Raw genomic sequence first — 14,119 nt, forward strand, 5'->3', positions numbered from 1 at the left:
TAAGGTTGTCAACTTTGCCAGGGCTTTGTTCTCCACTCCATGAACAGAGTGATAACGATAAAACGACAGTAAATTTGTGACAGCATCAAGCACATCCTCTTCCATCACCTTCGAAGCACGCTCGCTGCTCTGCATACGAGACGACAGGGTACTGTTCGAAGACCTGAGCTTCAGTATCAACCCAGGTCAGGCGCTGGTACTGGAAGGCCGCAACGGTAGTGGAAAGACCTCACTGCTTCGCATACTCTGCGGCATACGCCTGCCAGAATCGGGCGATCTGTTGTGGCAGGGGAAAGATATTTTTCGACTGGGGCCCGAATTCCATGAGCATATCGCCTATTTGGGTCACAAGGATGGTTCCAAGCTCGATCTGACACCTTTGGAAAATCTCCGCATCGCCCGTGGACTCGGCAAGGCACAAGCAGGAATTGATCTGGATGATGCGTTGGATCAGGTCGGTTTATACGGCTTCGAGGATATACCGACACGTAACCTCTCTGCAGGCCAACAGCGTCGTCTGGCGATAGCAAGACTTTTGGTCACCGATGCGAAACTCTGGATACTGGATGAACCCTTTACCTCCCTCGATCGCAAAGGTATCGAGCATATGGAGCGCCTGTTCGAGGGACACCTACACCGAGGAGGCATGGCAGCCATGACCACCCATCACCGGATTGGCTTCAGGGATGAAATCCAACTGATACGTGTAAATCTGTCTGATCGATGAGTACCCTCTCCCTCTCAAGCGCTTTCAGCCTGCTCCTTAAAAGGGACCTGGTGCTGGCCTATCGCCGTCGGGCGGAACTGGCCAATCCGATGCTCTTCTTCATTCTGGTCACGGCCATGTTTCCATTGGGGATCGGCAACGATCCCAAACTCATAGAAGCGGTCGGTCCCGGGGTGATCTGGGTGGCCGCCCTGCTCGCCGCCCTGCTCTCTCTGGACAGCATGTTCCGCTCCGATTACGATGACGGTTCATTGGAACAGTTCATGTTGAGTGCCCATCCGGTATCGATCCTCGTCCTGGCGAAGATACTGGCCCACTGGCTGGTAACCGGTCTCCCGCTTTTTATCATCGCACCCTTGCTGGCAGTATTGCTGCACATCCCGGGTTCCGCCGTTCCCACCCTGATGCTGACCTTGCTACTGGGTACCCCGGTACTGAGCCTGATCGGGTCCGTGGGTGTGGCCCTGACGGTCGGCCTGCGCCGGGGGGGTATGATACTTTCACTCCTGGTGCTGCCTCTGTACGTACCGGTGTTGATCTTTGCCACGGATGCTGTCAAAACTGCTATTGTCGGCATACCGACGACAGCGCAACTGTCCATTTTGTCCGCCATGCTGGTGGGTTCATTGGTACTGGCCCCAATGGCTACTGCCGCATCATTGAGAATCAGTCTGAGTTGATATGATCATTCGCTTCTTTCATCAAATGGGTTCGCCACGCTACTTTTATAATGTGGCCGGAAAATTAATCCCCTGGTTCATGGTCAGCTTTCTGATCACCCTGGTATGGGGGCTCTACAATGGCCTTTTCATCGCCCCCACTGATTACCAGCAGGGAGAAAGCTACCGCATCATGTACATCCACGTACCCGCCGCATGGATGTCGATGTTTATCTATGTGGTGATGGCCGTCTCCGGCCTTATCAGCCTGGTTTGGCGTATCAAGATGACGGAAATCATTGTCATCAGCAGTGCCGCGGTGGGGGCCTCGTTTACGTTTTTAGCCCTTGCCACCGGCTCCCTGTGGGGTAAACCGATGTGGGGGACCTGGTGGGTTTGGGATGCGCGACTGACGTCTGAGCTTCTGTTGCTGTTTCTCTACCTCGGTATTATCGCCCTGCACAGTGCCATCGAGGATAAACGCGTCGCTGCCCGCGCAGTCTCGATTCTGGCCCTGGTCGGCGTGGTCAACATCCCCATCATTCACTATTCGGTTGAATGGTGGAACACGCTGCATCAGCCTGCATCGGTGACAAAATTCGACAAACCGTCAATGGATATGAGCATGTTGATACCGCTGCTCACCATGGCCATCTCATTTAAACTTTACTATGGCGCTGTGGTCTTAATGCGCGCGCGCGCGGAAATTGTCGAGCGTGAACGCAATTCACGCTGGGTGCAGGAAATGGTCGAGCAGGAGGCGAAATGAGTGAGTTCTTCGCCATGGGCGGGTATGCCGTCTACGTTTGGCCCTCTTTTTTGCTGGCGCTGATTGTCCTTGTCGCCAACGTTGTTGCGCCGATGCAACAACGCAAACGAGTTTTGAAAGATATTGCCCGAAAACTCCGTCGGGCCAGGAAAGAACAGAGATGAATCCGATACGCAAGAAACGACTGACCCTGATAGGCTTGATGGTTGCCGGTATTGGCGTGGCCACTTGGTTGGCCCTCAACGCCTTTGACGAAAACTTGATGTTCTTCTTTTCCCCTTCGGAAGTCGCTGAGGGTAAAGCACCGACCGCCCATCCCTTTCGCATCGGCGGTCTGGTCGAAGCCAATAGTGTAAAGCGTAAACCCGATGGGCTGACTACCGCATTCTCGGTTACCGATAATGCCGAGGCCGTTACCGTGGAGTACACAGGTATCCTGCCCGACCTGTTCCGCGAGGGGCAGGGAATCGTCGCCATGGGACAGCTGAACGAATCGGGCATCTTCATCGCCAGCGAGGTGCTCGCCAAGCATGACGAGAACTACATGCCGCCCGAAGTCGCGGCTTCACTGAAGACCGCTCATGACGAGGGGGTCAGCAACATGCAGTCGAAAGTCCAATGATTCCTGAACTCGGCCATTTCGCACTCATCCTCGCGCTCTGCCTGGCCATCACTCAGGCGGTCGTGCCCCTGATCGGATCCTATACCCGCACGTCCTCGTGGATGGCTGCATCACGCTCTCTTGCCTGGGGTCAGTTCGTTTTCTTGGGTATTTCCCTGATCATTCTTACCAATGCGTTCTTGAGTAACGATTTCTCGGTGATCTACGTTGCCCAGCATGGCAATACCAAGCTGCCCGATATCTATAAAATATCAGCGGTTTGGGGGGCCCATGAGGGCTCTCTGCTCCTTTGGGCCTTTTTCCTCGCAAGCTGGAGTGTTGCAATTGCCGTTTTCAGCCGCAACCTGCCCCTCGAGATGGTTTCCCGGGTACTCTCCGTAATGGGTATGATCAGCATCGGCTTTCTGCTCTTTATGCTCCTGACGTCAAATCCATTTGCCAGAACCTTCCCAGCCCCCATGGAGGGCGGAGAGCTGAATCCCATGCTTCAGGATCCCGGCCTGGCGATCCATCCTCCCATGCTCTATATGGGGTACGTGGGGTTTTCCGTTGCCTTCGCCTTCGCTATCGCCGCCCTTCTTGGTGGACGGCTCGATGCCTCCTGGGCACGCTGGTCTCGTCCCTGGACAACCATCGCCTGGGTCTTTCTCACGCTGGGCATCGCCCTGGGAAGCTGGTGGGCCTACTATGAACTGGGTTGGGGCGGCTGGTGGTTCTGGGATCCGGTAGAGAACGCCTCGTTCATGCCGTGGCTGATAGGTACTGCATTGATCCACTCCCTGGCGGTTACCGAAAAGCGCGGTGCTTTCAAAAGCTGGACCGTACTGCTCGCCATTTCCGCCTTCTCCCTGAGCCTGTTGGGTACTTTTCTGGTGCGTTCCGGCGTACTCACCTCGGTACACTCCTTCGCCTCGGATCCGGCACGTGGCGTCTTTATCCTGATTTTTCTGCTGATTGTCATTGGCGGATCACTGCTGCTCTATACCTGGCGCGCACCCTACATATCGGGAGGCGGTCGTTTCGATCTGATATCCCGGGAGACATTCCTCTTGGGCAATAACCTATTGTTCTCGGTATTCGCCGCCTTGGTTCTGATTGGCACGCTGGCACCCCTGATCTATGACGCCCTCGACATGGGCAAGATCTCGGTGGGTTTTCCCTGGTTTAACAAGATGTTCCTGCTGACAACCCCATTTCTCGCCCTGCTCATGGGAATGGGAACACTGGCACGCTGGAAACATGCCGAACCGTCTCAGCTGGTCAAGCAGCTGAGAGCCGCCTTCATTGTCAGCCTGGTGTTCGGTCTGCTCAGCCTCCTGCCCATGTTTTCAGGAGGGAACTGGCTGGTTGGCCTCGGCATGGGATTGGCAATGTGGATTGCGACCTCCCATGTGGTCAATCTCAGGGACCGACTGAAGCACAAGCAGGGTTTTTCCGGCTTCTGGCTCGACCTGAAAACCGGCGGACGCAGTTATTACGGTATGATCCTCGCCCACCTGGGGGTGGCGATGTTCATCGTCGGCGTGACCATGGTCAGCAACTACGGCATCGAGTCTGATGTTCGCATGAGTCCTGGCGATGTGAGTGACATTGCCGGTTACAGCTTCAAGTTCGAAGGCGTGAATCGCACACCAGGTCCTAACTACAATGCCCATCGCGGCCGCTTCCAGGTCTCAAAAGACGGTGAACACATGGCCACCCTGGAACCGGAAAAGCGTACCTACTTCGTCCAGACCAAGCCGATGACCGAGGCCGCAATCGATTGGGGACTGACCCGTGACCTCTATGTATCGCTGGGTGAGCCCCTTGGCGCTGGTGACTGGAGCCTCCGCCTCTACTACAAACCCTACGTTCGCTGGATATGGTTGGGCGGACTGTTGATGGGGCTGGGGGGTATTCTTGCCGTCTCTGACCGGCGTTATCGTACCGCCAAAGTAAGGTCCTCTCAGCAGGTCAACACTGCCGATGCCGCACCGGCATCGTCAGGGAGTTAAATCAACCATGAATCGCTATCTACGCTATTCCATACCCCTCATAGTCTTTGCAGTGATCGCTGCCTTCCTGTTCAAAGGTCTGGGTATGAATCCACGTGAGATTCCATCCCCTTTGATCGGCAAGTCGGTACCTGAGTTTGCTCTCCCTACCGTGGAAAGTCCCGACACGATCGTAAAAACGAGTGATCTGCAGGGTAAGGTCTATCTGCTCAATGTATGGGCCACCTGGTGTGTCTCATGCCGTGCCGAGCATGAGACCCTGGTGCAACTCTCCCGCTCCGGCAAAGTGGATATCGTCGGCTTAAACTGGAAAGACGAACGGGATAAGGCACAGGTATGGCTACGCCAGCTCGGTGATCCCTACAGCATCAACATATTCGACAAGAAAGGACGCACCGCGATCGATCTTGGGGTGTATGGTGCTCCGGAGACGTTTTTGGTGGACAGCAAAGGCATTATCCACTACAAACATGCAGGGCCGATGACCATGCAACTGTTCAATGAGAAACTACTGCCCCTGATTGAAGATTTAAAGCCTAAAGGATAGCGACGTGCGCCTGTTTGTATTGATTTTCACCCTGTTCTTCGCCCTGCCCGCCGTACAGGCCGCGACCCTGGCTGACTACAGCTTCGATGAGCCGGGAAAGGCGGAGGACTTCCGCGATATTATCGAAGAGATGCGATGCCTGGTATGTCAGAACGAATCTCTGGCCGGATCCAACGCCGAACTCGCTATCGATCTGCGTAACGAGATCTATGAGATGATGAAGAGTGGCCAGGAGAAAGAGGATATCATCAACTTCATGGTTGCCCGCTATGGGGATTTCGTGCTCTACAGTCCACCCCTCAAACCCACGACCTATCCGATATGGTTTGGCCCCCTTATCGTTTTTCTTGTCGGCGGGGTGGTTCTATTCCGTATTCTAAAGCGTAAAAGCGTATCCAGGGAGACAGAGCTTTCTGCAGAAGAGGAACAACGACTCAATCGCTTGTTAAACCAGTCGAACGACCACAGAGACGCTGATCAATGACCCTATTCTGGATTATTATCGCCGGGTTCTCACTCCTGGCTATGGGATTTGTCGCATTGCCATTGATGCGTAAGCAGGTTACCAGTGGCATCACTTCCGATGAACTCAACCTGGCTGTTTTCAAACAGCAGCTTGCTGAATTGGACAGCGACCTGAAATCAGGTGCACTGGACCAGGCACGTTATGACGCAGCGCGCAGGGATCTGGAAAAAGAACTGCTGTCTGATGTATCCGAACAATCTCGACCGGCGGAATCCGGAGGAAGCGGACAGAAAATGGCATTGTCAGCCCTGGTGATACCACTGGCAGCACTGCTGTTATACCAGTTTATAGGCTCACCGGAGATTATATCGCGTTTGGCCAATCAACCTGCAGCTACGCACACGGCTTCAGTGCAATCCCAAGGGTCCTCAACCCAGAACCTGCCGCCGATGGAGGAACTTGTCAAACGGCTCGCCGCCAAAATGCAGGAACAGCCTGATAACCAGGAGGGCTGGATTATGCTGGGGCGCAGCTATATGGCGATGAACGATCCGTCAGCTGCCATCAACGCCTTTGATCGCGCCATGGAGATCAGTGATAAAAACGTGGGTCTGCTGCTTGCATATGCCGAGGCCATAGCCTCGAACACTGGTAATGACTTCACCGGACGGGCGGCACCGATGGTCGATAAGGCATTTCAACTGGAGCCTGACAATCCCAATGTGCTCTGGATCGCCGGTATAGTCGCCTACCAGCGGACCGATTACCAGGATGCCGTTGACCGCTGGTCCAAACTGAGGGGTCTGTTGAAACCACAGAGCGCGGAACTCGAATCCGTCAATGAGGCCCTGGATGATGCCCGCTCCAAATTGGGACTGCCTACTGAAGAACCTGAACTGCCCAGCATCGTTCAGCCCAAGAAGCAGGTGCCGGCAGAGCCTGCTGCCGCTGGAGATAAATCGATTCAAGTCGAGATCTCCCTATCCCCGGATATGCAGGACAAGGCAAATCCGGATGATCTGCTGTTTATCTATGCCAAGGCGATGAGCGGCCCCCCCATGCCGCTGGCAGCAGTGCGAAAACGTGTCAGTGACCTGCCTCTGTCTATCAACCTGGATGACAGCATGGCAATGATGCCACAGATGAAACTCTCCCAATTTCCGGAAGTGGCAGTGGGTGCGCGTATATCCCTGTCTGGCAGTCCCACCGCTCAAAGCGGTGATCTCGAGGGCGAAATAATCGCAGTCAGTCCGGGTCAGCCGGAAATCGTGAAGGTTGTAATAAACTCTGTCCATCCATGACAGTAACAAAAACCGACCGGTGAAATGGTCGCGGCTGCCTGTTTACCTTGAGCGAACGCATCATGGGCTGGGACTGTTCGCGCTGATTCGATAATTGCTGCACTCCACCAGACATGCGTAGATGTCAATCCAATCAAGTGGGCAGTTGAACATGCCGACTGATTTCTGACATTTTCCTGTTCAGGCTCAATTACTCCGGCGTTCGGATTGATATACTGGCCTAACCAGAAGAAAACTAATATCCTTTTGCTGTTATCTTCCATCAATCCTCTTGGATAGAGCCGCGTTTCCGCTGATAGGAGTCAATATGGCCAGTTATTCGACCCACGACATTCGTAATATCGCCCTCGTTGGGCATGCAGGAGCTGGCAAGACCAGTCTGATCGAATCGTTACTGCAAAAAAGCGGTATGATTCTTAGTGCTGGCAGTATCGAGAGAGGTGACACCGTCTGCGATTACGACGATATGGAGAAAGAATTACAACACTCTCTCGATATCGCGATCACCCATCTCAGCCATGAAGGTAAACAGGTAAATATCATCGATACACCCGGATACGCCGATTTCCTGGGACGGGGCATCAGCATCCTTCCAGCTGTCGAGACAGCCGCCGTCGTGGTCAATGCCGCCACCGGTATCGAACCCGTCACCATCCGCATGATGGAAGCCGCCAAGCGCAGAAATCTGTGCCGATTTATCATTGTCAATAAAATCGATACTGAGGGTATAGATTACGCAGCACTGATGAATAGCCTGCAGGAGAGCTTCGGCAAAGAGTGTCTTCCTATCAACCTACCCGCGGACAACGGGCAACGGGTCATTGACTGTTTTTTTCAGCCCGGTGGTGATGAAACGATTTTCTCCTCAGTCTCTCGTGCCCACGACAATATGATCGACCAGGTGGTCGAAGTGGACGAGGAGTTGATGGAAGTCTATCTGGAGCAAGGCGAAGCACTGCAACCCGATCAGCTGCATGACCCCTTTGAAAAGGCCCTGCGAGAAGGTCATCTGATCCCTGTCTGCTTCACCTCCGTGGAGAACAGTGCCGGGCTGGATGAGCTGCTGACACTGTTCGCGCGCCTGATGCCTGATCCGACAGAAGGAAACCCACCCCCCTTCATGAAGGGCGAAGGGACGGACACGCTGCCTGTAGAGGTCTCACCCGATCCGGACAAACACGTCATCGGGCATGTTTTCAAGGTCCTCAATGACCCCTATCGGGGAAAATTGGGGATCTTTCGCATACACCAGGGAACCCTGGAAACCAATGCGCAACTCTTTATTGGCGATGCACGCAAGCCCTTCAAGGTCAATCATCTGCTCAGACTCCATGGAAAAGAGCAGGACGAGATGAGTCAGGCCGTTCCGGGGGATATCTGTGCGGTGGCAAGGATTGAAGACATCCACTTCGATGCGGTTCTGCATGATTCACACGATGAGGACCACCACCACTTGCGATCCATCGAATGTCCCGTGCCTCTGTTCGGCCTTGCCATCAATACCGCCAAACGGGGTGATGAACAGAAGCTGAGCGATGCACTACACAAACTGGAGGATGAGGATCCCTGTTTCCACGTCGAGCACAACGTCAGTATGAATGAAACAGTGATGCGAGGCCTCGGGGAGTTGCATCTTGAAGTGTTGCTGCAACAAATCAAGAAAAAATATGGTGTCGAGGTGGAGACCCACCCACCCAGCATCGCCTATCAAGAGACCATTACCCGTAAGGCAGAGGCAGATTACCGGCACAAGAAACAGACCGGTGGTGCTGGTCAATTCGGTGAGGTGCATCTTCGCATAGAGCCCCTTGGACGAGGTGAGGGCTTTGAGTTTGTCAACCAAATCGTCGGTGGAGCAATCCCGGGTCAATTCATCCCCGCTGTTGAAAAAGGGGTGAAACAGGCCATGGAGGAAGGTGCGCTGGGCGGTTTTGCCATGCAGGATATTCGCGTGATTATCTTTGATGGAAAATACCATTCAGTGGACTCCAAAGAGATTGCCTTTGTCACTGCAGGCAAGAAGGCCTTCCTGGAGGCGGTCGAGAAGGCTGGACCGGTCATATTGGAACCGATCGTCAATATCTCGATCACCACACCAGACACATTTATGGGTGACCTGACCGGTGACCTTGCGGGGCGCCGTGGTCAAATCAGCGGTACTGAGTCGGGACACAACAATATGTTGGTCATTAAAGGTCAAGCGCCTCTGTCTGAACTCGAGGGATACGCCACACAGCTTAAAGCGATTACCGGTGGCGAAGGCAACTACACGATCGAGTTCAGCCACTACGAGGCGGTACCTCCGAATGTCCAGCAACAGCTCAAGTCAGCAAAACAGGGATAAGTCACTTGGCATGATGATATGATCATTGACAAGCAAATACCCACTTATAGGTAGCTTTATAAAACCAAATGGGTGAGCATGGTCCGCTCTGGTTTTTTTATAAAATCAGAGCGGTTTTTTTTTGAATGTTTGTTTGTCAATAATTGACGAGATGATGAAAGTTAAAAAATTAAAATAACCAATCAATGACAGTAGAAAATAAGGGTTCAACTTACCTGGGAGTAGAAATAAAACATCGTTTTCCGGTCTTCTTATCAAACACTGTATATTGCAAAATAATTATACACTGTACATGCTTGATTTAGATCAATGCAGTTATATTCCCGAATCGTTTTGATAGGTATGTGTTAAGCATAATAAGTACAAGGTTTTACTGAATAAGAATAAAAGTAAAACCATGCAGTCCCCATATCAATAATAATTTGGGGTTGGGGGGAAAGTCGTAAACATCCTTTCTTGTATATTGGCTTGCCGCACCAATTGGGAGAACTCATTTGCTTCGCTCGCACTTCATCTGTACTGCTGCAGATGTCGAGTCACCGGGCGTTGCCTATGCAACTCTTCCTTACTGTCAACCCATTAAGGAGGGAGCTATGAAACGCTTCGGTAATGGTCGATTCACCGCAATATTGGGGAGTATTGCAGCGGGAATCACGCTGCTGCTGCATATCTCTACAGCGGATGCCGCTAGACCGTCTGGTGAAATTGGTAAAGATTGGGGTAACCCGAAAGGCCACGAATGTGTCGAGTGTCACTGGATGGAAGATCCCGGACTCACTATGGAGTGGAACAACAGTCAGCATGGACAGAGTGGCGTCAACTGTCTCGACTGCCACGAAGCCAAACCTGAAGACAAGGATGGTTTCGAACATGAGGGATCCCGTATCTCCATCATAGTAACACCGAAGGATTGCTCCAAATGCCACTCCACTGAATTCGAGGAGATGGATGGCTCCCACCACTCCAAAGGCGGTCAGATACTCGCCTCCCTGGACAATCTGCTCGGCGAAGTGGTCGGTGGACCCGCAGCGGTAAATGCAGGCTGTCGCCAATGTCACGGTTCAGTGATTGAGATCGGTGATGACGGCAAACCAGCACCGACCACCTGGCCGAATACCGGCATTGGCCGGATCAACCCGGATGGATCCGCCGGTTCCTGTACCGCATGCCACGGCCGTCACCGCTTCTCCAAGGCCCAGGCACGTACCCCTGATACCTGCGGCAAATGCCATGTCGGACCCGACCATCCGCAAATCGAGGTCTACAACGAATCCAAGCACGGCATCATCTACCGTGCCAAAGTCGATGAGATGAACCTTGAGTCCGACAAGTGGGTCGCCGGTGTGGACTACTCGGCCGCCCCAACCTGTGCCTCCTGCCATATGAGTGCCGGCGGCAAGGAGGGTAAGACCCACAACGTGGGCGATCGTATCTCCTGGACACTGCGTCCGCCGATCTCTCAGAAGATCAATCTGGTTCGCCTGCAGAACGGTCAGGAGTTCGACGTCAAAGAGGGCAAGGAAATTCCCAGCGTGGGCGACAAGGCCAAGGGCTCCACCGTGGTCGAGGTCGTGACCTGGAAAGAGCGTCGTAAGAAAATGCAGGAGGTCTGTAAGGCCTGCCACAGCGACAGTGTCATCACCGGTCACTACAACCAGTTCGACAATGTGGTGGAACTCTATAACGAGAAGTTCGCCAAACCGATCGCAGCCGTCATGGGCGAGTTGAAGAAGAACGGCTACATCACCAAGTCGCCTTTCGACGATAAGATCGAATGGACCTGGTGGGAGATCTGGCATCACGAAGGCCGGCGCGCCCGTCACGGCGCCTCCATGAACGGTCCGGACTACACCTGGTGGCACGGTATCTACGACGTGGCCAAGCACACCTACTTCAAGTGGATTCCGGAACTCAAGGAAGTGGCCATGAAGAAAGACGGTAATGAAGACTTCGCCAACAAGATGCTGGACAAGTACTTCAAGCCGATCGACGGTCATACCTGGTATTTCGAAGGCATGAGCAAAGAGGCCATCGACAAGGTCCGCAAAGGGTTCGAAGAGCGCTACGGTAAAGGTGCACTCAAGTAGATTCCTTTAATGCTGCATACCCCTTCAGGCCTCACAGCCTGAGGGGGTCTTTTTTTCATCTTCCTGTATAGGGGTCATTCATGGGGAGACAACTCATCTATCTACTGACGGTCTTGCTCAGCATGGGCTTCTCGACCGCCATCGCACAAGAGAGTGTCGAACAGTTGATTGCGGATGCACAGGCATTGTCCGAATCGGGTAATCTTGACGATGCGCACGCTATACTGGTGAAAGCGGTTGAGACAGACCCTCAATCTTCACATGCCCATACACGGCTCGGTGGCGTGGAACTGCTGCAACGCGACTACAAGTCCGGCATCAAGCGTTTTCAACAAGCGATCATGCTGGATCGCAACAATGCGGATGCCTTCGTCGGCCTGGCTGTCGCCTACCTGCATCTGGGCCGCTACACGCTGGCCAGAGAGGCATTGAAAGAAGCGGAGCAGCTGGGTCCGTCGAAACAGCAAGATATCGATAAAGTACTGGCCTGGCTCGATCAAAGATCCGGACAATCCGGACACTGAGCCACAGTCCACCTGAGGAGATATTCATGAAAATAAACAGAAAACTGTCAACGGCACTCTTCGTTGGCGTGATGTTTGGCTGGCTGGCGTCGAGCTGCAGCACCACCGACAGCGCAATGAAAAAAGAGAGTGCCAAAACTGCAGCCAAACCTGCGGCTGAGATGGCCCCCGCCAAGCCACCAGGTATCCGTTCCCCCAGCATGCTTGCCAATACATGTGCCGGCTGTCATGGAACCGACGGTGCCAGCGCCGGCGATGCTATGCCGATCATCGGCGGTATGGAAAAGGAGTATATGCAGCTGGTACTGGCCGAGTTCAAGAGTGGCGAGCGGGACTCGACCATCATGGGCCGGATTGCCAAAGGTTACTCCGACAATGAGTTGAAGGCGATCGCTTCCTATATCGCCAGCCAGCCTTGGGTCTCCAGTCCCGCCAAAGCTGACAAAAAGCTGGCTGCTATAGGTAAAAAGATACATGAAAAGCGGTGCAAAACATGCCATGAAGATGGCGGCAGAGTTCAGGAGGACGATGCTCCCCGGCTGGCTGGGCAGTGGCCGGATTACACAATGATCTACCTGAAGGATTGCCACAAGAAAGGCCGGCGCTGTCTGCCGAGAAAAATGGGTAAACGAGTCGCCGAACTCTCTCAGAAAGAGTTGCAAGCCATGGCTCACTACTATCTGAGCGAGAAATGAGGGGGAGAGCAATGGCCAGACTAACACGAAGAAAATTTATCAAAGCCACCGGCGCATGTGCCGCACTGGGTAGCGTCGCTTCATTCAGCCCGGTATCATTCGGTAAAGGTGCCAAAGGGCGGGTGATTGTGATCGGTGGCGGCTACGGTGGCGCTATCGCCGCTAAATATATTAAAAAGGCCGATCCCTCGATCGATGTCATGCTGATCGAGAAGAATACCCAATATGTCTCCTGCCCCCTCAGCAACGAGGTGCTGGGTGGTGAACGGGATATCGGCAGCATCACATTCAACTACAAGGCCATGAATCAGAACCACAATGTCGAAGTGGTGCACGACGAAGTGGTGGAGATCGATGCGGCCAACCATACCGTCAAGGGTGCCGGCGGTAACCAGTACCAGTACCAGTACGACAAACTGGTGATCTCCCCAGGCATCGACTTCCGTTTTGAAATGATCGAGGGTCACAGTGCGGCCGTGGCGGAGAAGATTCCCCACGCCTGGAAGGCGGGTCCGCAAACCACTCTCCTGCATAAACAGCTCATGGCCATGAAGGATGGCGGTGTCTGCTATATCGCGGCGCCACCCAATCCCTTCCGCTGTCCACCAGGTCCCTATGAGCGTGCTGCACAGATCGCCCACTACTTCAAGCATCACAAACCCAAGTCGAAGGTCATTATCCTGGACGCCAAGGATAAGTTCTCCAAACAGGGCCTTTTCATGCAGGGCTATAAGAAGTTCTATGGCGATACCATCGAGTGGGTTAGTGGCGCCGACGGCGGTATCATCGAAGCAATCGATCCAGACAACATGACTCTGGTCGGACAGGTAGACGAGTACAAAGGCGATGTCCTCAATGTTATCCCGGCACAGAAGGCGGGTAAGATCGCACAAGTCGCCGGACTGACCGATGATTCCGGCTGGTGTCCGGTCAACCAGAGTACATTCGAATCGAAGATCCATAAGGATGTGCACGTCATCGGTGACGCCAGTATTGCCGGCAAGATGCCCAAGTCAGGCTATGCCGCCAACTCACAGGGTAAGGTCTGCGCCGCCGCCATTGTCGCTGCGCTTAACGGTGAGGCACCGGGCGAACCCTCCTATGTGAACACCTGTTACAGCATCATCACACCTGATTGGGGCATCTCGGTAGCTGCTGTCTACCAATTGGTTAACGGTAAGATCGTCGGTGTCAAAGGTGCCGGAGGTCTTTCGCCAATGGATGCATCCGCTGAGACAAGAGCCATCGAGGCGCAGTATGCGCGCAGCTGGTTCAAGAATATCACCTCAGATATGTTCACCTGATAAAAAAAACACTTTGTAGAAAGACTAAAAACAGGCTATTCAAGCGCCACATTGTGGCGCTTTTTTTATCTGTTGCTCAA

15 protein-coding genes are annotated in these 14,119 nt (G+C 53.5%); 14 read left to right on the forward strand and 1 reads right to left on the reverse strand.

The annotated features are described in order from the left end of the window. Positions 1–76: 76 nt before the first annotated feature. Genes ccmA through ccmI form a run of 9 tightly spaced genes read left to right on the forward strand, consistent with a single transcriptional unit; the run spans position 77 to position 7,085 of the window. Positions 77–727 carry a cytochrome c biogenesis heme-transporting ATPase CcmA gene (gene ccmA / locus AB8516_RS04100; RefSeq protein ID WP_369158364.1) on the forward strand — a complete coding sequence of 217 codons (651 nt, stop codon included), beginning with the start codon at positions 77–79 and terminating at the stop codon, positions 725–727. Continuing rightward, positions 724–1,407 (forward strand): heme exporter protein CcmB, encoded by a 684-nt coding sequence (gene ccmB / locus AB8516_RS04105; protein ID WP_108292970.1) that lies wholly within the window; start codon positions 724–726, stop codon positions 1,405–1,407. The genes ccmA and ccmB overlap by 4 nt, the downstream gene beginning before the upstream one ends. 1 nt (position 1,408) lies before the next feature. Then, the gene (locus AB8516_RS04110; RefSeq protein WP_108292968.1) at positions 1,409–2,155 is read left to right on the forward strand and encodes a heme ABC transporter permease; all 747 of its coding nucleotides are present in this window, start codon (positions 1,409–1,411) and stop codon (positions 2,153–2,155) included. Continuing rightward, positions 2,152–2,319, forward strand: coding sequence for a heme exporter protein CcmD (ccmD, locus tag AB8516_RS04115; protein ID WP_108292966.1), 168 nt, complete (start codon positions 2,152–2,154; stop codon positions 2,317–2,319). The genes AB8516_RS04110 and ccmD overlap by 4 nt, the downstream gene beginning before the upstream one ends. Beyond that, positions 2,316–2,777 (forward strand): cytochrome c maturation protein CcmE, encoded by a 462-nt coding sequence (ccmE, locus tag AB8516_RS04120; protein WP_069123492.1) that lies wholly within the window; start codon positions 2,316–2,318, stop codon positions 2,775–2,777. The genes ccmD and ccmE overlap by 4 nt, the downstream gene beginning before the upstream one ends. Then, complete coding sequence (locus tag AB8516_RS04125; protein ID WP_369158367.1) at positions 2,774–4,771, forward strand: heme lyase CcmF/NrfE family subunit; 1,998 nt, start codon at positions 2,774–2,776, stop codon at positions 4,769–4,771. Before ccmE ends, AB8516_RS04125 begins: the two co-directional genes overlap by 4 nt. 7 nt (positions 4,772–4,778) lie before the next feature. Further along, positions 4,779–5,318 carry a DsbE family thiol:disulfide interchange protein gene (locus AB8516_RS04130; protein WP_108292960.1) on the forward strand — a complete coding sequence of 180 codons (540 nt, stop codon included), beginning with the start codon at positions 4,779–4,781 and terminating at the stop codon, positions 5,316–5,318. Positions 5,319–5,322: 4 nt separating this feature from the next. Further along, a complete protein-coding gene (locus tag AB8516_RS04135) occupies positions 5,323–5,802 on the forward strand; it encodes a cytochrome c-type biogenesis protein (RefSeq protein WP_108292958.1) in 480 nt (159 codons plus the stop codon). Continuing rightward, entirely contained in the window at positions 5,799–7,085 is a 1,287-nt protein-coding gene (gene ccmI / locus AB8516_RS04140) for a c-type cytochrome biogenesis protein CcmI (protein ID WP_108292956.1), read from the forward strand. Before AB8516_RS04135 ends, ccmI begins: the two co-directional genes overlap by 4 nt. On the opposite strand, the gene AB8516_RS04145 is transcribed toward ccmI, so the two are convergent. Beyond that, a complete protein-coding gene (locus tag AB8516_RS04145; protein ID WP_369158370.1) occupies positions 7,040–7,348 on the reverse strand; it encodes a hypothetical protein in 309 nt (102 codons plus the stop codon). The genes ccmI and AB8516_RS04145 overlap by 46 nt on opposite strands. A gap of 44 nt (positions 7,349–7,392) precedes the next feature. Here AB8516_RS04145 and fusA point away from each other — a divergent pair, with 44 nt between their 5' ends. The 5 genes from fusA (at position 7,393) to AB8516_RS04170 (ending at position 14,039) form a co-directional block, all read left to right on the forward strand. Next, entirely contained in the window at positions 7,393–9,429 is a 2,037-nt protein-coding gene (gene fusA / locus AB8516_RS04150) for an elongation factor G (protein WP_369158372.1), read from the forward strand. Between the two features lie 593 nt (positions 9,430–10,022). After that, positions 10,023–11,516 (forward strand): multiheme c-type cytochrome, encoded by a 1,494-nt coding sequence (locus tag AB8516_RS04155; protein ID WP_108292952.1) that lies wholly within the window; start codon positions 10,023–10,025, stop codon positions 11,514–11,516. Positions 11,517–11,596: 80 nt separating this feature from the next. Then, the gene (locus AB8516_RS04160) at positions 11,597–12,040 is read left to right on the forward strand and encodes a lipopolysaccharide assembly protein LapB (protein WP_108292950.1); all 444 of its coding nucleotides are present in this window, start codon (positions 11,597–11,599) and stop codon (positions 12,038–12,040) included. Positions 12,041–12,066: 26 nt separating this feature from the next. Beyond that, a complete protein-coding gene (locus AB8516_RS04165; RefSeq protein WP_108292948.1) occupies positions 12,067–12,735 on the forward strand; it encodes a c-type cytochrome in 669 nt (222 codons plus the stop codon). Between the two features lie 11 nt (positions 12,736–12,746). After that, on the forward strand, positions 12,747–14,039 hold the full coding sequence (locus AB8516_RS04170; protein WP_369158375.1) for an FCSD flavin-binding domain-containing protein: 1,293 nt from the start codon (positions 12,747–12,749) through the stop codon (positions 14,037–14,039). Positions 14,040–14,119 lie beyond the last annotated feature (80 nt).

Origin of the sequence: Candidatus Thiodiazotropha sp. LNASS1, assembly GCF_964212655.1 — a bacterium.
In the GTDB taxonomy this organism is placed as follows: Bacteria; Pseudomonadota; Gammaproteobacteria; order Chromatiales; family Chromatiaceae; genus Thiodiazotropha.